The organism is Aeromonas enterica, assembly GCF_054052465.1.
Map to the genome: position 1 here is coordinate 37,035 of NZ_JBSTYL010000002.1, position 23,898 is coordinate 60,932.

Consider the following 23,898-nt stretch of genomic DNA (forward strand, 5'->3'; position numbering starts at 1 on the left):
TAAAACCCGGGACACAAATAAGCGCGTTATTATAGCCATGTCCCGGGGGAGGGCAAGATGCCAGGATGAAAGCCGTCTTATGATTGGCTGCGTCGGCTGTCTACCGGGCAGCTGTAATCGGCGGGTTTGAGGATCAGCATGTCGCAGGCGAGTCTGTCCACCACGTGTTCGGCGGTATTGCCGAGCAGGGCGGCGGAGAGGCCTGTGCGACCGACGCAGCCCATGATCATCAGGGTGGCTTGCAGGTCTTCGGCCAGATCGGGCAACACCTCTTCCGGCAGGCCTTCCGCCACCCGGGTCCACAGATGACCGATGCCAAATTTGTCGGCATGGCTCAGCAGCAGGCTCTCATGGTGTTTGCGAATGGCATCGTTGTAGGCGTTGGGATCAAACTCCGGTAACTCGATGGCCACGTTGACCGGGGTGCCGGGATAGGTGTTGACCAGATAGAGGTTGGAACCGAGCAGCTCGGCGATGGCGATCCCTTCCTCCGTGATCCGCTCGTTCAGCAGTTTCTGATCCTGATCGTCGCTGGAACAATTGATGGCGGCTATGATGTTGCCGCCCCGTTGCCAATGACCCTCCTTGACCAGCAGGACGGGGCAGGGACACTTGCGCAGCAGGTGCCAGTCGGTCGGGGTAAAGATGAAGGTTTGCAGAAACGAGTGATGGTGAGTCGCCTTGACCACCAGATCGTGGCGGTTTTCCAGTACTTCTTGGATGACGCATTCGAAGGGCCGATTGTGCCAGACCACCTTGATCTCGCAGTCCAGTCCTTTGGCACGGTAGGGTTTCAGAATATCGTCGAGCCATTCACGGCGCTGGGCGATCACGCCGTGGCGCATCTCTTCCCGTTCGTCCACCGACAGCATGGCGGTCATCTCGTACGAGAAGTCGTAAATGGTGAGCAACAGGGTCAGTTGAGCGCCTTCATCCAGCTCAGCCACCTTGACCGCACGTTCGAGGGCAATTTGCCGCTCTTCTTCCGGGTTGATAACGACCAGGATCTTTCGGTACTTGACCATGTTCTCCTCCTCCTTGGCAAAAATACCAATGATGGCAGACCTTTAGCCATTACAGCTTAGCTCAGCAGGAGGAGGAGGGACGTGTGCCGGATCAAATTTCAGCGTAAACCGATCCGGCAACAGAGGGAAATTAACCGCAGGGAGGACGGGTCGCGCCAGCCATGACGCCGAGGGCCACATGATCCAGCACGGTAATGTACTTGCCCTTGACGCTGATCAGCTCGGACTTCTGGAAGCGGCCAAGCAGACGGCTGATGGTCTCGACGGTGAGACCGAGGTAGTTGCCGATGTCACCGCGGGTCATGGAGAGGCGGAACTCCTTGGCGGAGAAACCACGCTCGGAGAAACGCACCGACAGATTGTGCAGGAAGGCGGCGAGGCGCTCTTCGGCATTCTTCTTGGAGAGCAGCAGAATCATCTCCTGATCACCCATGATTTCGTTGCTCATCAGTCGCATGATCTGCTGGCGCAGCTTGGGCATCTTGCCGGAGAGATCGTCGAGCACGTCGAACGGGATCTCGCACACCATGGCCGTTTCCAGCGCCTGGGCAAAGGAGGGGTGGGCCTGCTTGTGAATGGCATCGAAACCAACCAGATCACCGGCGAGGTGGAAGGCGGTGATCTGCTCATCCCCTTGTTCCGTGATGGTGTATGACTTGATGGTCCCGGAACGGATCGCGTAGAGCGATTTCAGCTCATCGCCGGCTTTGAACAGTTCCTCACCCTTCTGGATCGGCTTCTTTCGCTCAATGATGCTGTCGAGCTGATCGAGTTCGCTGTCGTTCAGGGTGAAGGGAATGCAGAGCTGGCTGATGCTGCAATCCTGGCAATGAATTGCACAGCCACCGCTCTGAATACGTCTGCCAGGTTTCTTTTCCGGGATCATAGGCTCATACGAATAATTGATTTATATCAAACAAGTTTACCATCAACTCATCCGTTTTGGATAGGGTTTCAAAAGGAAGCAATCCCGACCCAGAGAGTATGAAGCCCGTACGCGATGAGCAAAACAGCCCCGCCCTGGCGCAAACTGCGCAGGGTCAGCCAGTAGCGCAGCCGGTCTGCCAGCCCTCCCAGTGCGAACAGGGTCGGCAGTGTCCCTATGCCGAAACAGAACATGATGAGCGCGCCGCCCCCGGCGGAACCCGCCGCCGCACTCCAGGTCAGCATGGAGTAGACCAGCCCGCAGGGCAGCCAGCCCCACACCATGCCAAAGGGAAAGGCCTGCCAGGCCGAGGTGAAGGGGAGAAACTTGCCCGCCAGCGGCTTGATATGGGGCCAGAGTCGGGCACCGATACGCTCGAGCAGCAGTATGCCCTGCCACCAGCCGGCGAGGTAGAGACCGAGGGCTATCATCAAGATCGCCGCCACCAACCGCAAGCCGGCGATGGCATGCTTGCCGGCGCCGAGCTCGCTGGTCGTGGCCAGCAGGCCTCCCACCAGAGCACCGGCTACCACATAGCTGAGGATCCGACCCAGGTTGTAATTGAGCAGATAACCGAGCCGGCCCCAGAAGTGCTGCTTCTCGGGAGGAATGGCCATGGAGAGGGCCGCCGAGACGCCGCCACACATGCCGATGCAGTGGCCTGAGCCCGCGAGCCCCACCAGCATGGCCCCGACCAGATCAAGGCTGGCGATCATCGGGGGTATGCTCGGTGGATTTCTGGGCGGGTTTATCCTCATCGAACAGGATATTGGAGCCCTGGCGGTCGAGATCTTCAAACTGCTCGGAGCGAATGGCCCAAAAGAAGACGGCGCCGGCGATGATGACAAACAGGATGGCGATAGGGATCAGGACAAAAATTATGTTCATAGAGGTACCTTGGCATTCATCCTTTTGGCGAGCGTTCCCTATGGTAACCCTGTTCGGGCAGAGGAATCGCCGCTATCGGTTGAAAATGTGGCCAGCATCGAGGGCTGGCCACATTTTCAGCTATGTTACTGCAACCTGCTCATCGGTTGAGACGCATGGAGTTGGTGACCACGATGAGGGAGCTCAAGGACATGCCCGCCGCCGCCACATAGGGTGGCAACCAGCCGCTGGCCGCCAGTGGCAACACCAGCAGGTTGTAGCCGATGGACCAGGCGAAGTTTTCCTGGATGATCTTGCGGGTGCGAATGGCCAGGGTGCGCGCCTCCAACAGGCGGGAAAGATCGTCGGCCAGCAGAATGGCATCGGCGCTGTTCTTGGCCAGATCCGTGCCGCCGGCCATGGCGAAGGAGGCGTGGGCACCTGCCAGCACGGGAGCATCGTTGATGCCATCCCCCACCATGATGCTGATATCGCCGCGGGCTTCATGTTCCTTGAGATAGGCCAGCTTGCCGTCCGGCGTGACCCCTTTCACAAGCTCATCCACACCGAGCTCGCGAGCCACCTCGTCGGCCTGGGCCGAGCTGTCACCCGTGAGTATGGTGGTCTGCAGACCTGCTGCCTTGAAGGCCTGGATCAGCGCCCTGGCATCCGGGCGCAAGGTATCTGCCAGAATGAAGCGGGCCAGCAACCTGGACTCGTCCGCCAGATAGATGGCAAGGCCCTCGCTGGCGGTGTGCTCTGTGGGCAGTGCCAGCCAGTGGGCGCTGCCGATGCGATAATGCTGGCCTGCGATCTTGCCCTGAATGCCGTGACCTATGACGGGCGTCACCTCGCTTGCCGCCAGCAACACGGCATCGTCTGCCGCCTTGCTGCGAAAGGCGCGGGCGATGGGATGTTCTGAGTAGGCTTCCAGTGCGCGGGCGATGGCGAGGCACTGGGCCTCGCTCAGCTCGGCCAGCGCCGTGGTACTGGTCAGGCTGATGTTGCCCGTGGTCAGAGTGCCTGTTTTGTCCATCACGATCCGGTTGGCCTTGGTCAGTACGTCCAGCACATGGCCACGGCGCAGCAGAATGCCGGACCGGGTCAGGCGGGCGGTGGCCGAGGTGAGCGCGGTCGGCGTAGCCAGCGACAGGGCGCAGGGGCAGGTGGCGACCAGCACGGCCAGGGTGACCCAGAAGGCCTGTTCCGGCTGATGGAAGTGCCAGAAGGTCCACACAGCCGCGGCAATGATCAGCAGCACCAGAATGAAGTGGCGGGAGAGCACATCCGCCATCTGGGCGATGGCCGGCTTGTCGTCAAGCGCGTGATCCTGCAGCCGCATGATCTGGGCGATGCGCGACTCCTCGATGCGGTGGCTGACCCGGATCTGGAGCGGTGCGTCCGTGTTGATGGTACCGGCATAGACGCTGTCACCCACTTGCTTGAGCAGCGGCAACTGCTCACCGGTCAGCATGGATTCGTTGAGGCTGGCCTGCCCCTCGATGATGAGGCCATCGGCCGGCAGGGTGGTGCCGGCCAGTACCCGTATCCTGTCTCCCACCTGCAGCATCTTGGCCGCTACCTCATGCTCGCCATCTCCATCGATGCGCGTGGCCATGATGGGCACCAGCCGTGCTAGGTTGGAGCTCGACTCGGACGCCTTGCGTCTGGCCCGCAACTCCAGAAAACGCCCCAGCAGCAGGAAGAAGACGAACATGGTGATGGAGTCGTAATAGACCTCACCGGTATTGAAGACGGTGGCCCACATGGAGGCGACAAAGGCGCCGATCAGTGCTAGTGATACCGACACGTCCATGGAGAGATGGCCCTGTTTCAGGCTGCGCCAGGCGCCCACGTAAAATGGCTGCGCCGAGTAGATCATGATGGGGGTCGAGAGCAAGAGGCTGATCCACTTGAAGTAGACCATGAACTCATCCTCGACGCTGATGAAGAGATCCATGTAGAGCGCCACGGCGCACATCATCACTTGCATGGAGCCCAGGCCCGCCAGTGCCAGCCGGAACATATAGCTGCGCACTTCTTTGGCGTAGATAGCTTCCTGGTTGTGAGTCTGGAACGGGTAGGCACGATAGCCTATCTTGGCGAACCCCTTGAGGATGTCGCTCAAGGCAAGCTGGTCCGGATCCCACTTGATGCGCGCACGGTGGGTGGTGGTATTGACGTTGATGTAGTGCAGGCCGGCAAGGCCGGTCAGATGACGCTCGATGAGCCAGGCGCAGGCGGCGCAGGTCAGCCCTTCCACGCTGAGCAGGATCTCGCGCTGCCTGTGACTGCCCGTGCCGCTGTCGGTGACGAAATCCTGTTGCACCTCGGCCAGATCGTAGTGGGTGAGGGCGGCCAGCTCTTCCGGGACCAGTTCCCCCTTGATGCCGGGCGCGGTGCGGTGCTCGTAATAGCTGGAGAGGCCGCACTCCATGATGGTTTCTGCCACGGCCTGGCAGCCCGGGCAGCACATGGGTTGTACTATGCCCTTGATCTCAAGCGCATAGCGACTGCCAGTGGGAACCGGCTCACCACAATGAAAGCAAGCGTTCATGGCGTTTTGCCCCAAGAGGCAAGGTGAGTAATCGGGGCATGGGGCGTGCTGGCGGGAACCGGCTCGCCAGGGTGAAAAACGCCTGTCATGGCTTAACGTCCTTTGGGATCGAGTTCGACGGGCGCCTTGGTCGGGAGCTGGACTGTCTCTTGCAAACGCCACTCGTGATTGAAGGCATCGACCCGGATGTGCCATTTCCCGCTCAATGGTTTGTCGAGCAGCAGGCGATAGATGCCGCTGGCGTCGGCCGTCACCATGTGTTCGCTGTCCATGCCGGCCAGGGTCGGGTGGAACAGAGAGAGGTAGAGGGCCTGACCGGGGGGGATATCTCCCGAAATGGGTTTGAGGGTCAGCTCTTTGCCATTCACTTCCAACGCTATGCGGATGTTAAGGGCTTCGGAGCGATCGAACTTGCTCAGATCCTGATTAATCTCCTTGCCTTGCTTGTAATAGTCTTCTGCGACCAGATTGACGCCATCCTTGCTGGCGATGATCGCCGTGCCGATGCTGGCGATCACGGCGGCGGCCGGGAGGGCGATGATGAACCAGGGCCAAAATTGGCGATACCAGGGTTGGGACATAATGCTACCGAAACGTATGATTAACAGAATGGAGGCCTTTCAGCCAACATAAGATAACAAAAAGCCTCGAAGAGTCGAGGCTTTTTGCTGAGTAATCACGTGGTTATCACATGTTACTGCTAATTTTACTTGTTGTTGTGGGACAAACTGTAAACGTAGGAGGCGAGCAGTTGCACCTTGTCTTCGCCCAGAATATCCTTCCAGGCTGGCATGACGCCGTGACGACCGTGGGTGATGGTCTGCTCGACCACCTGGCGGGAACCGCCATACAGCCAGGTGTTGTTGGTCAGGTCCGGTGCCCCGAAGGCGATACCGCCCTTGGCATCCGGGCCATGACAGGCTGCGCAGATGGTGAAACGGGCTTCCCCCTTCTTGGCTTCTACCAGATCGACCTTGCGACCGGACAGGCTCAGCACGTAGGAGGCAACTTCTTTCACTCCATCCTGACCCAGGATCTCGCCCCAGGCCGCCATCACACCCTGACGACCGCCCATGATGGTGGTCTTGATCTGATCCGGTTGGCCACCCCATTGCCATTCGGTGTCGGTCAGGTTCGGGAAACCGCGACCACCACGGGCATCAGAGCCGTGGCACTGGGAGCAGTTCTGCAGGAACAGACGTTGACCCACCTTGCGCGCTTCCGGATCGGCAGCAATCTCTTCGATGGTGCGATAGGTCTTGCCATCGGCTTGATAGGCCAGCTCGCGGAACTTGGCGCCATAGATCTCGTCAGCCTTGACCAGTTCGCGATCGTACTCCACCGCGCGACCTTCGGCCTTGGCGGAGGCCACAGCAGCCTTGGACTCGGCCAGCGAGCGGACGTCCTGGTTGGAGCTCTGCCAGCCCAGCAGACCCTTCCAGTTGCCCAAGCCCGGGAAGGCCAGCAGATAGACCAGACCGGTGACGATGAAGAAGAGGAACATGTAGGTCCACCACTTCGGCAGCGGGTTGTTGATCTCTTCGATACCGTCGAAGGCGTGTCCCATGGACTTGCCCTCTTCCACGCCCATCTTGTCGCGCAGGCACCACACCAGCAGCAAGAAGCAGCCGAGTATGGTTCCCAGGCTGATGACGGTCACAAAAATGCTAAACAAAGTGCTCATTATTGTTTCGCTCCTGCGTTCTTGTTATCAGCACCGGGTTGCTCGTCGTCGGCAAAAACCAGGTTGGCGGCCTCGTCGAAAGAGGCCTTGCGGCGCTTGCTGTATGCCCAGACGATGATGCCGATCATGATGGCCATCAACAGCAGGGTATAAAGGCCGCGAAATGTGCCGTAATCCATATCCTGACTCCTTTATTTCAGGGCATGACCCAGTGATTGCAGATAGGCTACCAAGGCATCAAGCTCGGTCTTGCCCTTCACGGCTTCGCCCGCGCCCGCGATGTCGGCATCGGTATAAGGCACGCCGAAGTGGTCCCGGAACAGCGCCAGTTTCTTGCCGGTCAGTTCACCTGTCAGCACGTTGGTGTCGAGCCAGGGGAAAGCTGGCATGTTGGATTCGGGTACCACATCGCGCGGATTGATCAGGTGAGCGCGGTGCCAGTCGTCTGAATAGCGACCGCCCACACGGGCCAGATCCGGACCGGTACGCTTGGAACCCCACAGGAAGGGGTGCTCCCACACACTTTCACCGGCAACCGAATAGTGGCCGTAACGCTCGGTTTCGGCGCGAAACGGCCGGATCATCTGGCTGTGACAAACGGTGCAGCCTTCGCGGATAAAGATGTCGCGGCCTTCCATCTGCAGGGCGGTATAGGGCTTGAGGCCCTCTACCGGCTCAGTGGTCTGCTTCTGGAAGAACAGCGGGGTGATTTCGACCAGGCCCCCCAGGCTGATGGCAAATATGATGCCGACCACCAGCATGGGTACGCTCTTTTCAAAGATCTCGTGACGGTTATTGTTGCTCATGCTTTGACCTCTTCAATCATGCTGGCTGTGCGACAGGTTCCAGGGAACCCTTGGGCGCAGTGATGGTGCGATAGGCGTTGTAGGCCATCAGCAACATGCCGGTGACAAAGAAGCAGCCACCCAGGAAGCGCACGAAGTAGAAGGGATAAGAGGCCTGCAGCGCTTCCACGAAGCTGTAGGTCAGGGTGCCGTCGTCGTTGACCGCACGCCACATCAGACCCTGCATCACGCCGGAAATCCACATGGAGACGATGTAGAGCACGGTACCCACTGTGGCCAGCCAGAAGTGCACGTTGATCAGGCGGATGCTGTACATGCGGCCCTGCTCGAACAGGTTCGGGATCAGGTGATACACGGCGCCGATGGATACCATGGCAACCCAGCCCAGTGCGCCTGAGTGGACGTGACCTATGGTCCAGTCGGTGTAGTGGGAGAGGGCGTTGACCGTCTTGATCGCCATCATGGGGCCTTCGAAGGTGGACATGCCGTAGAACGACAGGGACACGATCAGGAAACGCAGGATGGGGTCATAGCGCAGTTTGTGCCAGGCGCCGGAGAGAGTCATGATGCCGTTGATCATGCCACCCCAGGAGGGGACGAACAGGATCAGGGACATCACCATGCCCAGCGACTGGGCCCAGTCAGGCAATGCGGTATAGTGCAGGTGGTGCGGACCGGCCCAGATATAGAGGGAGATCAGCGCCCAGAAGTGCACGATGGAGAGGCGGTAGGAATAGACCGGACGGCCCGCCTGCTTGGGCACAAAGTAATACATCATGCCAAGGAAGCCGGCGGTCAGCAGAAAGCCTACCGCGTTGTGGCCATACCACCACTGCACCATGGCATCCATGGCGCCAGAATACATGGAGTAGGACTTCATGCCGCTGAGCGGTACTTCCATGTTATTGACGATGTGCAGCACGGCCACCGTGATGATGAAGGCGCCAAAGAACCAGTTCGCCACATAGATGTGCGAGGTGGTGCGTTTGACCAGGGTGCCGAAGAAGACGACGGCGTAGGCGACCCAGACGATGGTGATGGCGATATCAATCGGCCATTCCAGCTCTGCGTACTCCTTGGAGGTGGTGTATCCCAGCGGCAGCGAAATGGCGGCAGACAGGATGATCGCCTGCCAGCCCCAGAACACGAAGGAGGCAAGCTTGCCACCGAACAGTCTGGTTTGGCAGGTGCGTTGCACCACATAGAAGGAGGTCGCCATCAGGGCACTACAGCCAAATGCGAAAATGACCGCGTTGGTGTGCAGAGGGCGAAGGCGACTGTAAGTCAGCCAGGGAGTATCAAAGTTGAGGGCAGGCCAGATCAACTGGGCTGCTATCAGTACGCCAACCGACATGCCGACAATTCCCCAGACAATCGTCATGATGGTGAACTGGCGAACAACGGTGTAGTTGTACTCAGGATGGTTAGTTGTATGGCTCATCGTTGTATTCCGCTTCCGATGCTGCTGTTGTTTGATTTTGTGTCCAGTGACGTGGACCGACTTCATTGGCTACTGCCTTACCCCTTGTTAACAACTGTTAATGAAAGGAAAAGCAAAAAGTAGCTAAATGAAAACTCAATGGGAATGATACTGAACTGACAGGTAAAATAACAGTATAAACAGTGATATATTTGGCTCCGTTGGGTCTCGCTCGTTCAATTTATTACCTTGCGCGAGATCACGAAAATGTCATTTTCCAGGCATCTTACAAGGTTGTTTTTTCATGAAAGAGAGACTCACTTCACGCAAAATTGTCCACTTGGCGATCGTCCTGGCCATTTTGCTCGGATTGGTTGCCTATCGAACCTGGTTTGGCGGGGACCAGACGGTGATGACAGGTGCAGAAAAAGATCAAATCTGTGATCTTTCTCTCACCTCCTGCAGTTTACTGCTGGGCGACAAACCGATGACCGTCAGCGTCGCCTCCTTGCCGGTACGGGCCGAACATGACTTCGTGATACTGCTTCAGGGGGGGGATCCCGCCTTCAAACCGGTGAAAGCCTGGCTGGAGGGGCGGGATATGTTCATGGGCACCATACCGGTCAGTTTCGAGCCTGCAGAGCGCGGCTGGCAGGGCTCGACGCTGGTAGGTTCCTGCACCTCGGCGGTGATGGTCTGGCTGCTCAATATCGAGTGGAGCAATGGCCAGCGCCAACAATTGGCGCTCTCCGTCAGCCGTTGAATCTCTGCCTTTATGAACAAAAGGATGGGGGGTTAGGTGAAAATTGATTTGAAATTTTCAGGCAGGGCGTTACCTTGCACAGATTATCAGGGAGTGAAGTTCATTTAATCATGATTGAAAAACAAGCATTTTATCGCGGTCTCAATCAGCAGGCACAAGCCTTGCTGGAAGGAGAACCGGATCTCATCGCCAACCTGGCCAACCTCTCCGCCTTGTTGGCACTGGAGCTTGCCGACATCAACTGGGTGGGTTTCTACCTGTTGCAGGGAGATACTCTGGTGCTCGGTCCGTTCCAGGGCAAACCAGCCTGCGTACGCATTCCGGTCGGTCGCGGGGTCTGCGGCACTGCGGTGGCAGAGGGCACAACCCAGCTCATTGATGATGTCCACCAATTTGAAGGCCACATCGCCTGCGATGGTGCCAGCAACTCGGAAATCGTGATCCCGCTGCGTCGTGGTGGCAAGATCATCGGCGTACTGGATATCGATAGTCCAATTTTCAACCGTTTTGACGCAGAAGACCGGATTGGGCTGGAAGAAACGGTGCAAATTTTGGAAAGCATGCTCTAAGTCATTGCTTGATGGTTCGCAAAAGGCCCCAAGCTCTCTATAATGGGGCCTTTGTTGTGCTCGGGCGTGCCCGCGCGTTTATATGAAAGCCAAGGTTATACATGGAAAACACTGAGAAGCTGAAGAACAGTAAAGAGATCGTTGCCTACCTGGTCGAGAAATTTCCGGCCTGCTTCATCGCTGAAGGAGAGGCCAAGCCGCTCAAGATTGGCATCTTCCAGGATTTGGCCGAGCGTCTTGCTGACGACGCCAGAGTCTCCAAGACCATGCTGCGCTCTGCACTGCGTCAATACACCTCCAGCTGGCGTTACCTGCATGGCCTCAAAGCCGGCCAGGCCCGTGTCGATTTGGATGGAAACCCGGGCGAGCTGCTCACCGAAGAGCACATCGAGCACGCCAAGCAAGCCCTGAAAGAGAGCAAAGAGCGTGTCTTTGCCAGCCGTCGTACCAATACTAAAGAAGAGAAGGCCAAGCAGCCCCGTCGTCCTGCCCCGCGCAAGGCTGATGCTGCAGCCAGATCTGACAAACCCAAGGCCGCACCCAAGGCACCTGTTGTCGATGCGCCTCTGGTAAAGGTTGATGCTGCCAATCTGAAAGTGGATCAAGGCGTCAGGGTCGTACTGGGCAAGTCTCCTGTGCCGGCGACCATCAAGGAAGTGACCAAGGATGACGTTCAGGTCCAACTGCAGACCGGCATGATGCTGCGGGTCAAATTTGAGCATCTGGTTCTCTAAGGAGACAAATGTTGAAGCATGGCGTAATTCGTTTTTCCCTCGTTGCCTGTAGCCTGGCGTTTGCCGGGCTTGCACAGGCCATCGAGCCGGTGCTCAAGGAAAGTGATTTGCCTGTGTTGGCTCAAGAGAGCCAACATGCTACGGCCAGCAAGCGAATTACCAATCTGTTTACCCGCTCGCATTACAAGCAGTTCAAGCTGGACGATGCCTTTTCCTCCGTGATTTACGACAAGTATCTGGAGAATCTGGACTACAGCAGAAACCTGTTTTTGGCCTCTGACATCAGCCGCTTTGAAAAGTACCGCAACGGCTTTGACACCGACTTGGAAAGAGGCCGTCTGGCGCCTGCCTACGAGATGTTCAATCTGAGTCAGCAGCGGCGTTATGAACGGTTCGAATACGCCCTCAAACTGCTCGATACTCCTTTTGATTTTACCCAGCCCGACAATTACACCTTTGATCGGGAAGGGGCGGCTTGGCCCAAAGACGAAGCAGAACTCAACGAGTTGTGGCGTCAGCGGGTCAAGTTCGATGCCCTGAGCCTCAAGCTCAGCGGCAAGGAGTGGCCCGAGATCAAGGAGCTGCTTGGCAAGCGTTACAACAATGCCATCAAGCGGATGTCCCAGACCGAGAGCGAGGACGTGTTCCAGCTCTTCATGAACTCCTTCGCCCGAGCCATCGAACCGCATACCAGTTATCTCTCCCCGCGCAGTGCCGATCGCTTCAACACCGAGATGAACCTCTCGCTGGAAGGCATTGGTGCCGTGTTGCAGGCGGAGGATGACTTCACCGTTATTCGTTCCCTGGTGCCGGGTGGCCCGGCCGCCAAGTCCAATCACCTCAAGCCCGATGACAAGATAGTCGGAGTAGGACAGGACGACGGCAAGATTGTCGATGTGATCGGCTGGCGTCTCGATGACGTGGTCGAACTCATCAAGGGACCAAAAGGCAGCAAGGTGAAGCTGGAGATCCAGCGCGGCAAGGGCGCTACCGCCAAGACCGAGCAGATCGAGCTGACCCGTGACAAGGTGCGTCTGGAAGACAGGGCCGCCAAGTCCAAGGTGATTAACGCCGAAGGCAAGAAGATTGGGGTGCTCGAGATCCCGAGTTTCTATGTCAATTTGCACGACGACGTGATCAAGGAGCTCTCCAGCCTCAACAAGCAGAAGATCGAAGGCCTGATCGTCGATCTGCGCGGCAACGGCGGCGGTGCACTGACCGAAGCCTCTGCCCTGAGCGGCCTCTTCTTCGCCAGCGGTCCCGTGGTGCAGATCCGTGATCACATGGGCCGTATTACGGTCAATGGCGATGACGATGGCAACGTCTACTACGGCGGTCCCATGTCGGTGATGATCGACCGTTACAGCGCCTCGGCCTCCGAGATCTTCGCAGCCGCCATGCAGGACTATGGTCGCGCCCTGATCCTGGGTGAAAACTCGTTCGGCAAGGGCACGGTGCAGCAGCATCGCAGCCTCGCCAAGGTCTATGACTTCTACGAGCAACCGCTGGGTCACGTGCAGTACACCATCGCCAAGTTCTACCGGATCAACGGTGGCAGCACCCAGAACAAGGGCGTCGCCCCGGACATCAGCTTCCCCACTGCGGTCTCCCCGGAGGAGACGGGTGAGAGCCGTGAGTTCAACGCGCTGCCGTGGGACAAGATAGCATCGGCCAAGTACGACAAGCTCGGCAACTTTGCCAGCCTGCTGCCCAAGCTGCAGTCGGCACACGAGGCGCGGATCAACAAGGATCCTGAGTTTGCCTATGTGATGCAGGACATCGCCGACTACAAGGAGGAGAAGGACAAAAAGTCGGTCTCCCTCAACGAGGCGGAGCGTCTGGCTGATCAGGCCAAACAGGACGAGAAGGCGCTGGCGCGCACCAACGAGCGCCTGGCTCGCCTTGGCAAGCCTGCGGTGAAGAGCCTGGACGAGTTGCCGGCCGATTTTGAAGCCCCCGATGAGTATTTGGTCGAGGCTGCCAACATCACGGCGGATCTGACCAGACTCAGCAAACAGGGCTGACCTTGGTTGGCAAACAAACATGAATACAAGGGCGACTCAGGTCGCCCTTTCTTTTGGCTGAATGCAAACTATTTGACCCTGCCAACCGGTTGTGACAGCCTCTGACACGTCAATTACAAGCGTGGAAGCAAACAATAATGACCGATCACTCTCAGGCCATGACGGCCAAATATCGCCAGGATTATCAGGCTCCGCTCTACTGGATCGACAGCATCGATCTCGATTTTCAACTGCAGGCGCCGCTGACCCAGGTCACCGCCATCTCCCGTCTGCGTCGTAACGGCGAACACAATGAACCGCTGGTGCTGGATGGAGAAGGTCTCTCCCTGCACAGCGTCAGCGTGGATGGCGTGCCCTATCAAGAGTATGAGCAGGGGGAGAGCAGCCTGACCCTGTTCAACCTGCCAGCGGAGTGCGTGCTGACTGTTGTCACCTTGCTGGATCCCGCTGCCAACACGGCGCTGGAGGGGCTCTACAAGTCAGGGGATGCCTATTGTACCCAGTGTGAGGCCGAAGGATTCCGGCGCATCACCTATTACCTGGACAGGCCCGACATCCTGGCCCGTTACAGCACCCGCATCACCGCCGACAAGGTCAAGTATCCCTTCCTGCTCTCCAACGGCAACAAGGTCGACAGCGGCGAGCTGGATGGTGGGCGCCACTTCGTGCAGTGGCAGGATCCCTTCCCCAAACCCAGCTACCTGTTTGCCCTGGTGGCTGGTGATTTCGATGTGGAGAGCAGCCACTACACCACCAGGAGCGGCCGCAAGGTGGCTCTCGAGATCTTCGTCGACAAGGGCAACCTGGATCGCGCCTGCTTTGCCATGGAGAGTCTCGTCAACTCCATGCGCTGGGACGAGCAGCGCTTCGGCCTCGAGTACGACCTCGACATCTATATGATCGTCGCGGTGGACTTCTTCAACATGGGCGCCATGGAGAACAAGGGGCTCAACATCTTCAACTCCAAGTTTGTGCTGGCCAACCCGGCCACCGCCACCGATGGCGACTACCACGGCATCGAGCGGGTTATAGGCCACGAATATTTCCACAACTGGACCGGCAACCGCGTTACCTGCCGAGACTGGTTCCAGCTCAGCCTGAAAGAGGGGCTGACGGTGTTCCGGGATCAGGAGTTCTCCTCCGATCTGGGTTCGCGCGGCGTCAACCGCATCAACAACGTGCGCACCGTGCGTGGCCCGCAGTTTGCCGAAGACGCCGGCCCCATGGCACACCCCATCCGCCCGGATGTGGTGATAGAAATGAACAACTTCTATACCCTGACCGTTTACGAGAAGGGCTCGGAAGTGATCCGCATGCTGCACACCCTGCTGGGGGAAGCCAACTTCCAAGCCGGGATGAAGCTCTACTTCGAGCGCTTTGACGGGCAGGCGGTCACCTGTGACGATTTCGTGCAGGCGATGGAGGATGCTTCCGGCGTGGATCTCGGTCGTTTCCGCCGCTGGTACAGCCAGTCCGGTACCCCTGAGCTCACCGTGACCGATGAGTACGATGCTGCCAGCGGCGTCTATCGCCTCCATGTGAGCCAGCACACGCCGCCGACCCAGGATCAGCCGCAAAAACTGCCGCTGCATATCCCCCTCGACATCGAGTTGTATGACGAGAACGGCGCCGCCATCGCGCTGCAGTATCAGGGCAAGCCGATCGGCAACGTGCTCGACGTGCTGGAAGCAGAGCAGACCTTCGTGTTCGATCGGGTGCCGGTCAGGCCGGTTCCTTCCCTGCTGCGGGATTTCTCCGCGCCGGTGAAACTGCATTTTGACTACAGCGAGGAGGCGCTGGCCTTCCTGATGCGCTTTGCACGCAACGAGTTCGCCCGTTGGGATGCAGCCCAGATGCTGATCAACAAGGCGGTGATCGACGGGGTGGCACGAGTCCAGCACGGACAGGGGGTTGAGCTCTCCCAGACCCTGCTGGCGGCCTTTGTCGCCATTCTGGACGATGCAGCACTCGATCCTGCCCTCAAGGCGGAGATCCTGGCGTTGCCGGGGGAGGCTACCCTGGCCGAGCTGTTCGAGGTGGCCGATATCGATGCCATCCATCAGGTGCGAAATACCATTCACACCTCGCTGGCGCAGGCGTTCGGTGCCCGGCTGACGGCCACTTATGAGAGTCTGCGCTTGCAAGACTATCAGGTGGTCCATGCCGACATGGCCAAGCGAGCCCTCAAAGGGGTGGTGCTGGGTTATCTGGCGGCACTGAATGCCGAGCATGCCGATGTCCTGGTGCGCGAGCAGTATGCGACCGCCGACAACATGACGGATACCCTGGCGGCACTGCAGGTGGCCAACGGCTATCTGCTACCATGCCGCGCCGCGCTGCTGGCAGACTTCGAAGGCAAGTGGGCCAGGGATGGGCTGGTGCTGGACAACTGGCTGCGGCTGATTGGCAGCAAACCTGCCGCCGACGTGCTGGCGGAAGTGCGCCAGGCGATGGCCCACCCCACTTTCAGCATTCGCAACCCGAACCGGCTGCGGGCGCTGGTGGCCAGTTTTGCCATGAACAATCAGGTGCAGTTCCACGCCATCGACGGCAGTGGTTACCGCTTCCTGACCGATCTGTTGATCGAGCTCAACGAGGTCAATCCTCAGGTGGCTTCTCGCCTCATTACCCCGCTTATCCAGTTCAAGCGACTGGATAAGGCGCGCAAGACGCTGATCCGCGCAGAGCTGCTCCGGCTATTCAACCTGGACGGGCTGGCACGGGATCTGTTCGAGAAGATAAGCAAGGCGTTGCAGCAGTAATAGAATGATACAGGGCAGGGGAGCTGGCTCTCCTGCCCTGTTTTATCAAGCACGAAGTCAAGGCACCGGCACCATCCTCTGTGAATGCGTCCACAAGCTGCCTTTTATCAGGAGTTACAGTGAAGCAGTTTACTTTCCGGCTGTCGCTCAACAGCGATGAAATCATGCTGATGTACCAAGGCCATGCCAGACGACTGGTGGTACGCAGCGAGCAGGGACTGACCCTTGAACTAGGCATTGAGAAAATCCGGCCTTTCGTCGCTATCAGCGGTGTACATGGCTACTTTCGCCTTAAAACTCAGGACGATTATCGCTTTATCAGCCTGGAACGCATAAATTAACAAAATATGAACAGGATCCCGAGTAATTATCTGCTTTCAGTCACTATCTATCCGGTAAATCCGCAATCATCCAGTGGGATTTTCTGTTTTTTGCCAAATTGGCAAAATTTTTCACAGCTCAAGCCGTGATCTGCCCCTTGTTTTTAACATCTCGTTAGCACCTTTGCTCGCCTTCCTTGATCCAAGACATTACACTTCGCAGCAACTCTGTACCGGTGGGCATCCAAGGTGGATGTCTTTCCGTCGGTGGTTAATGTCGTCCGATAAGGAATATAGCAATGGCATTGAAAGACGCCCCTACCTCAGTTCTGCTCGAAAACGTTCTCAGCCTGATCCATCAAAAGTTGCCAAAGAAGAGTGCCTCCCTGGTCGAGTGCTTCGTTGCCAAGTTCTACGGCAACATGGCCAGCACCGATCTGCATGATCGCAATGACAGCGACCTCTACGGCGCCGCGCTCAGTCTGTGGAATGCGCTCAACCAGCGTTCCAGCACTGAGCCCTACATCCGGGTCTACAATCCCGAGCTGACCCGCCATGGCTGGCAGTCTCCCCACACCATAGTCGAGATCATCCTGCAGGACTCTCCCTTCCTGGTGGACTCCATCCGCATGACCCTCAAGCGTCTCAACATCACGGCCCACATGATGCTGCACCAGCCGCTGCACCTCATTCGCGGCAACGAAGGCAAGATCAGCGCCATTTTGGATCTCGACAACACGGCCGGGCAGACCTCGGTCGAAACTGCCTTCCTCATCGAGATTGATCACTTGACCGGTGACGATCAGATGGAGGCGCTGGCCGCCGAGCTCAACTCGGTCGCCGGTGAAGTGGCCCTGGCGGTGGGTGACTGGCAACCCATGCTGGGTCGCCTGAACGAGATCATCGACGAGCTGCCCAAGCGCAAGAACCCGGTCAGCAAGGAGGAGGTTGCCTCCTGCGTCGCCTTCCTCAAGTGGGTGGCCGCCCACAACTTCACCCTGATGGGCTATCGCCGCTACGACGTCAAGGCGGTGGAGGGGGATCACGAGATCCTGCCGTTGCCGGACTCCAGCCTGGGGCTGATGAAAAACTCCATCAAGGATGAGGGGCAGCGCCTTGGCAACATGCCGGCCAGTGCCCGTCATGCGGCCCTGAGCTCTGATTTGTTGATCCTCACCAAGTCCAACAGCAAGTCCCGGGTCCACCGCCCTGCCTATGTGGATTACATCGGCATCAAGCGTTTCGACGAGCACGGCAAGGTAGTGGGGGAGGATCGCTTCATCGGTCTCTACGCCTCTTCCATCTACAACACCAGTGCGACCCAGATCCCGCTCATCAGCCACCGGCTGGAACGCATCATGGCCTCGTCCGGTCATGAGAAGGGGTCCCACGCCTACAAGGCGCTGCTCAACGTGCTGGAAACCTATCCCCGTGACGAGCTGATCCAGGCTCGCGAAGAGGAGTTGCTGGCCACCGGTCTCGGCGTGCTGGAGATGCAGGAGCGGGACATGCTGCGGCTGTTCGTGCGCCGCGATGTTTACGGTCGTTTCTTCTCCTGCATGGTTTATGTCACCAAGGAGCGTTACAACACGGCGCTGCGGGTCAAGACCCAGCAGATCCTGCAGAAGTATTTCGGCAGCAGCGAAGAGGTTGAGTTCAACGTCTACTTCTCCGAAGGCGTGCTGGCGCGGACCCATTACATAGTGCGGGTCAATAATAACAACGTGGATGTGGACGTGAACGAAGTACAGAACAACCTGATTGAAGCGGCCCGCAGCTGGGATGACCGGCTCGACTCCGTGCTGCTGACGCACTATGGCGAGGCCCGTGGCAATGCCCTGCGTCGTCGTTTCAGTACCGCCTTCCCCCGCGCCTACAAGGAAGATGTACTGCCCGGTTCCGCCGTGGCCGACATCATGGCGCTGGACAATCTGAGTGAAGCCAATCCGCTCGGCATGCTGTTCTACCGTGCCCAGGAGGAGGAGAACGATCGCCGGGTTCGCCTCAAGCTGTTCCACCGCAGCGAACCCATTCACCTCTCCGATGTGCTACCCATGCTGGAAAACATGGGGCTGCGGGTGATAGGCGAGACACCGTATCAGGTCCGTACCCCCTCGGGGGATGTGTTCTGGATCCTCGATTTCTCCATGCTGCTGCGTGGCGATCAGCCGTTTGATCTGGAACAGAGTCAGCAGCGCTTCCAGCAGGCGTTTGCGGCCGTCTGGAACCGGGAACTGGAGGATGATGGCTTCAACCGTCTGGTACTGGGTGCCAGCCTCACCGGCCGTCAGGTCTCGGTGCTGCGTGCCTACGCCAAGTACATGCGCCAGACCGGCGTCTCCTTTAGCCAGTCTTACATCGAGGAGACGCTCACCCGTTATCCCGATATCGCCCAGCTGCTGTTCACCCTGTTCGAGCAGCGCCTCGACCCGGCTGGCAAACAGGATGCCAAGGTACAGGCCAAGCTCCACGAGCAGCTGGCCGCCAAGCTGGATCAGGTGGCAAACCTGGATGACGATCGCATCATCCGCCGCTACGTGGAGATGATCGACGCCACCCTGCGCACCAACTACTACCAGCTGAACAAGGAGGGTCAGGTCAAGCCTTACGTCTCCTTCAAGCTGGCCCCCTCCAGCATCACCGACATGCCGCTGCCGCTGCCGAAATTCGAGATCTTCGTCTACTCGCCGCGGGTGGAAGGGGTGCATCTGCGCTGGGGCAAGGTGGCCCGTGGCGGTTTGCGCTGGTCCGATCGCAAGGAAGATTTCCGCACCGAGGTGCTGGGTCTGGTCAAGGCGCAGCAGGTGAAGAACACCGTGATAGTGCCGGTGGGGGCCAAGGGTGGCTTCTATTGCAAACAGATGCCGGTGGGGGCAGCCCGCGCCGTCATCCAGGAGGAGGGCAAGGCCTGCTATCGCCTGTTCATCCGTGGTCTGCTCGATGTGACCGACAACATCATTCAGGGAGAGGTGATCCCGCCCAAATCCGTGGTGCGTCACGACGAGGATGACTACTACCTGGTAGTGGCGGCCGACAAGGGCACTGCCACCTTCTCCGATATCGCCAACGAGATAAGCCAGGAGTATGGCCATTGGCTCGGTGATGCGTTTGCCTCCGGCGGCTCGGTCGGTTATGACCACAAGAAGATGGGTATCACGGCGCGCGGCGCCTGGGAATCGGTCAAGCGCCATTTCCGCGAGATTGGCATCAACTGCCAGACCACCGACTTCACCTGCGTGGGGATAGGTGACATGGCCGGCGACGTGTTCGGCAACGGCATGCTGCTCTCCGAGCACACCCAGCTGGTGGGCGCCTTCAACCACATGCATATCTTCATCGACCCGACGCCCCATGCGGCCAAGAGCTTTGTCGAGCGCAAGCGGCTGTTCGAGCTGCCGGGTTCCAGCTGGGATGACTACAACCGCGACCTCATCTCGGCAGGGGGCGGCATCTTCCTGCGCTCGGCCAAGTCCATCAAGCTGAGCCCGCAGATCCAGACCCTGCTCGGTACCGACAAGGCCAGTATGGCCCCGAACGATCTGATCAAGGCGCTGCTCTGCCTGAATGTTGACTTGCTCTGGAACGGCGGTATCGGCACTTATGTGAAGAGCTCCCGCGAGAGCGATGCTGAAGTGGGCGATCGCAGCAACGACGTGCTGCGGGTCAATGGTCGTGATCTGCGTGCCCAGATAGTCGGTGAGGGCGGCAACCTCGGCTTTACCCAGCTCGGCCGTGTGGAGTACGCCAGTCAGGGCGGTCGCATCAACACCGACTTCACCGACAACGTGGGTGGGGTGGACTGCTCCGACAACGAGGTCAATATCAAAATCCTGTTGAACCAGCTGGTGGCCGCAGGCGATCTGACCCTCAAGCAGCGCAACCAGATGCTCTACGAGATGACGGACGACGTGGCGCAGATCGTTATCACCAATGCCTACCGCCAGTCCCAGTCCATCTCGGTCACCAGTTTCCGGGGTACCGAGCAGCTCAAGGAGCAGCAACGCTTCATCCAGGGGCTGGAGCGTGAAGGCAAGCTGGATCGGGGACTGGAGTTCCTGCCCTCCGATGAGGAGCTGTCCGAGCGGATGGCGGCAGGGCAGGGCTTGACCCGTCCCGAACTGGCGGTGCTGGTGGCTTACGGCAAGATGGTGCTCAAGGAGCAGCTCAACTGCCCGGAGATAACCGAGGAGCCCTTCCTCGCCAACATGCTGGTCACCAGCTTCCCGGCCAAGCTGCAACAACAGTTCGGTGCCCAGCTTGCCCAGCATCCGCTGCGTGGCGAGATCATCGCGACCCGGGTGGCCAACATGCTGGTCAACGACATGGGACTCAACTTCGCCAGCCGGATGAAGGACGAGACAGGTGCCTCGGTGGCCGAAGTTGCCTGCTGCTTCGCCATGGCTCGCGAGGTGTTTGGTCTGGGAGCCCTGTGGCGTGACATCGAAGGGTGCGACAATCTGGTGGATGCCCAGACCCAGCTTGAACTGATGTTTTACAGCCGTCGCATCGTGCGCCGCGCCACCCGCTGGTTCCTGCGCGCCCGTAATCGCAGCTGGAGCATCGCGGAGAACATCGCTTTCTTCCGCCCGGCCTTCGAGACCCTGGGGACCCACCTCTACGAGGTGATGGACGAGAGCGAGGTGGCCGAGCACCAGCAGGCAGTGGCCGCACTGGTGGCCAAGCAGGTGCCGGATGCCATCGCCCGTCAGGTGGCCCACATGAGCAGCCTCTTCTCCAGTCTGGATCTGGCGCAGATTGCCGCGGAGCACAAGACCGACATAGTGCGCGCCGCCAATGTCTACTATCGCCTTGGCGCCAAGCTCGATCTGCATTGGTTCCTCGAGCAGATCAACCATCAACCTGTGGGTAACCACTGGCAGGCGATGGCACGGGCCTCCTTCCGTGAAGATCTGGACTGGCAGCAGCGCAGTCTCACATCTGTGGTATTGGAAGGGTGCAAAGATCAGGGAGAATGCGCTACCATGCTGGCCGACTGGATTTCGGAGCATGAGCAACTCTTGTCCCGTTGGACCCACATGTTGGCCGACTTCAAGACCACGAGCACCCACGAGTTCGCCAAGTTCTCGGTGGCCTTGCGAGAGTTGAACCTGCTCCAGTTGAATTGCCGAACCTCGGCATAACCCCTAAAGCCCCGGCCAGTTGCCGGGGCTTTTTTAAGGAGCAAAAATGTTGTACCCCCTCGCCAGACATTTCTTGTTCAAGCTCAATCCTGAACAGGCACACGATCTCTCCATCAAATATTTGCCTCGCCTTCTCGGTACGCCACTTGACTGTTTCTTCCGCCATTCACTGCCCAAGCGCCCCGTCACTGTCATGGGGCTTTATTTTGCCAATCCGGTCGGACTGGCAGCTGGTCTGGATAAGGATGGGGAGTGCATCGATGCATTTGGTGCCATGGGGTTTGGCTTTATTGAAGTAGGTACAGTGACTCCCAAGCCCCAGAGCGGCAATGACAAGCCTCGTCTGTTCCGGGTTATTCCGGCAGAGGGGATCATCAATCGGATGGGATTCAACAACAAGGGTGTCGACCATCTGGTTGCCCAGGTCAAGAAAGCCAAATACCAGGGGGTAATTGGCATCAATATCGGCAAGAACAAGGACACCCCGATAGAGCAGGGCAAGGATGATTATCTGATCTGCATGGACAAGGTTTATGATCATGCCGGTTATATTGCCGTCAATATCTCTTCCCCCAACACCCCGGGTTTGCGTCAGCTTCAATACGGTGATGCACTTGATGAGTTGCTAGCTGCGCTCAAGGTTCGTCAGCAAGAGCTGGCTGCGCAATATAAGAAGTACGTGCCGCTCGCCGTTAAAATTGCGCCTGACTTGAGTCAGGATGAAATTAATCAGGTGGCCGCCTCCTTGATCAAAAACGGGATCGATGGCGTTATTGCCACCAATACCACCTTGGAGCGTGACATGATCTATGACATGCCCCACGCAGGTGAAACAGGTGGCCTCAGCGGGCGCCCCTTGCAGCACAAGAGCACAGAGGTGATCCGCCAGCTGGCCAAGGCACTGGACGGCGCCCTGCCCATCATAGGGGTCGGGGGCATAGACAGCGCCATGGCGGCGCGGGAGAAGCTGGCTGCGGGTGCCAGTCTGGTCCAGATTTACAGCGGCTTTATTTATAAAGGCCCGAGTCTGGTCAAAGAGATTGTGACCCATATTTAAGAAATAAATGGGTGCCCTTTATTTAAAGTTGCTGAAATTCTCGACATGGAATAAAGTCGAGTAACGACTTTCAGTAGGGGCACCCCATGTGTATCCAACCCAATGACAATTGGCAGTGGCATTATGATGCTCATGATGATCGTCTGATGCTGGATTTATCCGATCGCATGATATTCGCGACCGAATATAAAGGGCGACAACTGGTGCCCAGTTCCTTCACCACTCAACCTTTTTGTGTGGACGATGCCGCCCTCTATTATCAATTGATGGACAAGGCCGCCGAACTCGACTGGAGCACCCCCCATCAGGTCCAGTTGGTACTCAATGCCATCGCTGTCAGTCGCTTTTATAAACCCCTGATGCCGCAGAGCTGGTTCTTTGGTGAAGTTCATCCCTTTATTATTCCTGATACTGGAACTCTGGTATGCATGAATACCCCTCATGGCAAGGGAGAGTTCATGGTGATTGAGGCGGGTGAGCAGGCCAGCGTCTGTTTGAACCTGACGGATGATTTGATTTTGACCGCCAGTAAAGTCCTGCCCCGTTTCGGGGTGATCAAGGTAATGAACAACCGTATGATTGCCAGAGCGTCAACCCTGACACAATACCGTCAGGTGGGGTGATATTCTCGAGTTTCTTGCACAATCTTTAGCCTGTCTTGGCTCGTCCGATATTTTTTGTCTCTTCATTTCACTCATACCTATTGCTCCATTTTCATTTTCAAAAAAATGCCCTCGCATCAAGACGATGAGAGGGCGGCAAACACACACTACAGGAGGAATAAGCTGTTGTTCCAGCCACTCGGCTATTTTAAGGCTGATGGTTGCACCTGAAACCTGATAGATATGACAGTCTGGCGGCTGATGAAATGGCAGGACGCGGAAAGTAAAAAATAGCCCTCCTGTTTTCGGACGATAACGGGAGGGCAAAACACGGGGTAGTGAAAGGAGATGCACTGTCGGAAGGATAACAACTCAATGAGCCTTGTTTGACGCTTTTCAGAGATGGTGATCATTGATGTGTTGATATCCTCTGCGCCACGGATGTGGAATATGTTCAGCCTGCTGACAAGGGAGATATAACCCGGTTCAGATTGTCGCTATTTTGCGGTGATACCCTGTCACCCTATCAGGTGAATTGGCGCCAGGCATCATCGAATGCTTGGCCTGCCTATCCTGGTATCAAGGGGAATGGGGCAGAACGGGCGGGGAGGTGAGCCGGCCAACATGTAGAGAAACGCCCTG

Annotated in this window: 19 protein-coding genes; 9 read left to right on the plus strand and 10 right to left on the minus strand. The window is 57.9% G+C overall.

The genetic code is table 11. From position 1 onward, the window contains the following. Positions 1–77: 77 nt before the first annotated feature. The 10 genes from uspE to ccoN form a co-directional block, all read right to left on the minus strand. Positions 78–1,025, minus strand: coding sequence for a universal stress protein UspE (uspE, locus tag ACW5XD_RS02375; protein WP_456493453.1), 948 nt, complete (start codon positions 1,023–1,025; stop codon positions 78–80). 130 nt (positions 1,026–1,155) lie between these two features. After that, the gene (locus ACW5XD_RS02380; protein WP_042866440.1) at positions 1,156–1,911 is read right to left on the minus strand and encodes an FNR family transcription factor; all 756 of its coding nucleotides are present in this window, start codon (positions 1,909–1,911) and stop codon (positions 1,156–1,158) included. A gap of 68 nt (positions 1,912–1,979) precedes the next feature. Next, complete coding sequence (locus ACW5XD_RS02385; protein ID WP_456493454.1) at positions 1,980–2,666, minus strand: sulfite exporter TauE/SafE family protein; 687 nt, start codon at positions 2,664–2,666, stop codon at positions 1,980–1,982. Beyond that, positions 2,650–2,838 (minus strand): cbb3-type cytochrome oxidase assembly protein CcoS, encoded by a 189-nt coding sequence (gene ccoS, locus ACW5XD_RS02390; protein ID WP_456493455.1) that lies wholly within the window; start codon positions 2,836–2,838, stop codon positions 2,650–2,652. The genes ACW5XD_RS02385 and ccoS overlap by 17 nt, the downstream gene beginning before the upstream one ends. 139 nt (positions 2,839–2,977) lie before the next feature. Further along, complete coding sequence (locus tag ACW5XD_RS02395) at positions 2,978–5,374, minus strand: heavy metal translocating P-type ATPase (protein ID WP_456493456.1); 2,397 nt, start codon at positions 5,372–5,374, stop codon at positions 2,978–2,980. Positions 5,375–5,466: 92 nt separating this feature from the next. Continuing rightward, positions 5,467–5,955, minus strand: coding sequence for a FixH family protein (locus ACW5XD_RS02400; protein ID WP_456493457.1), 489 nt, complete (start codon positions 5,953–5,955; stop codon positions 5,467–5,469). A 125-nt stretch (positions 5,956–6,080) separates the two neighbouring features. Beyond that, positions 6,081–7,058 carry a cytochrome-c oxidase, cbb3-type subunit III gene (ccoP, locus tag ACW5XD_RS02405; RefSeq protein WP_456493458.1) on the minus strand — a complete coding sequence of 326 codons (978 nt, stop codon included), beginning with the start codon at positions 7,056–7,058 and terminating at the stop codon, positions 6,081–6,083. Then, complete coding sequence (locus ACW5XD_RS02410; protein WP_005315611.1) at positions 7,058–7,237, minus strand: CcoQ/FixQ family Cbb3-type cytochrome c oxidase assembly chaperone; 180 nt, start codon at positions 7,235–7,237, stop codon at positions 7,058–7,060. Before ACW5XD_RS02410 ends, ccoP begins: the two co-directional genes overlap by 1 nt. Positions 7,238–7,249: 12 nt before the next feature. Continuing rightward, on the minus strand, positions 7,250–7,864 hold the full coding sequence (gene ccoO / locus ACW5XD_RS02415) for a cytochrome-c oxidase, cbb3-type subunit II (protein WP_456493459.1): 615 nt from the start codon (positions 7,862–7,864) through the stop codon (positions 7,250–7,252). A 16-nt stretch (positions 7,865–7,880) separates the two neighbouring features. Beyond that, positions 7,881–9,305, minus strand: coding sequence for a cytochrome-c oxidase, cbb3-type subunit I (ccoN, locus tag ACW5XD_RS02420; RefSeq protein ID WP_456493460.1), 1,425 nt, complete (start codon positions 9,303–9,305; stop codon positions 7,881–7,883). Between the two features lie 283 nt (positions 9,306–9,588). Between ccoN and ACW5XD_RS02425 the strand changes: the two genes are divergently transcribed. From ACW5XD_RS02425 to ACW5XD_RS02465, 9 genes are all read left to right on the plus strand, one after another. Continuing rightward, the gene (locus tag ACW5XD_RS02425) at positions 9,589–10,047 is read left to right on the plus strand and encodes a hypothetical protein (RefSeq protein ID WP_456493461.1); all 459 of its coding nucleotides are present in this window, start codon (positions 9,589–9,591) and stop codon (positions 10,045–10,047) included. 110 nt (positions 10,048–10,157) lie between these two features. Further along, entirely contained in the window at positions 10,158–10,616 is a 459-nt protein-coding gene (locus tag ACW5XD_RS02430) for a GAF domain-containing protein (RefSeq protein ID WP_456493462.1), read from the plus strand. 101 nt (positions 10,617–10,717) lie between these two features. Further along, a complete protein-coding gene (proQ, locus tag ACW5XD_RS02435; RefSeq protein WP_456493463.1) occupies positions 10,718–11,350 on the plus strand; it encodes an RNA chaperone ProQ in 633 nt (210 codons plus the stop codon). Positions 11,351–11,358: 8 nt separating this feature from the next. Beyond that, positions 11,359–13,374 carry a carboxy terminal-processing peptidase gene (prc, locus tag ACW5XD_RS02440; RefSeq protein WP_456493464.1) on the plus strand — a complete coding sequence of 672 codons (2,016 nt, stop codon included), beginning with the start codon at positions 11,359–11,361 and terminating at the stop codon, positions 13,372–13,374. Between the two features lie 137 nt (positions 13,375–13,511). Further along, complete coding sequence (gene pepN, locus ACW5XD_RS02445) at positions 13,512–16,136, plus strand: aminopeptidase N (RefSeq protein WP_456493465.1); 2,625 nt, start codon at positions 13,512–13,514, stop codon at positions 16,134–16,136. Positions 16,137–16,255: 119 nt separating this feature from the next. Further along, positions 16,256–16,477, plus strand: a complete 222-nt coding sequence (locus ACW5XD_RS02450; protein WP_456493466.1) for a DUF2835 family protein — start codon at positions 16,256–16,258, stop codon at positions 16,475–16,477. Positions 16,478–16,755: 278 nt separating this feature from the next. Beyond that, positions 16,756–21,597: an NAD-glutamate dehydrogenase gene (locus ACW5XD_RS02455; protein ID WP_456493467.1), complete on the plus strand. Its 4,842-nt coding sequence runs from the start codon at positions 16,756–16,758 to the stop codon at positions 21,595–21,597. A 46-nt stretch (positions 21,598–21,643) separates the two neighbouring features. After that, entirely contained in the window at positions 21,644–22,654 is a 1,011-nt protein-coding gene (gene pyrD, locus ACW5XD_RS02460; protein ID WP_456493468.1) for a quinone-dependent dihydroorotate dehydrogenase, read from the plus strand. 86 nt (positions 22,655–22,740) lie between these two features. After that, positions 22,741–23,277, plus strand: coding sequence for a cell division protein ZapC (locus ACW5XD_RS02465; protein WP_456493469.1), 537 nt, complete (start codon positions 22,741–22,743; stop codon positions 23,275–23,277). The last annotated feature ends 621 nt before the right edge of the window (positions 23,278–23,898 follow it).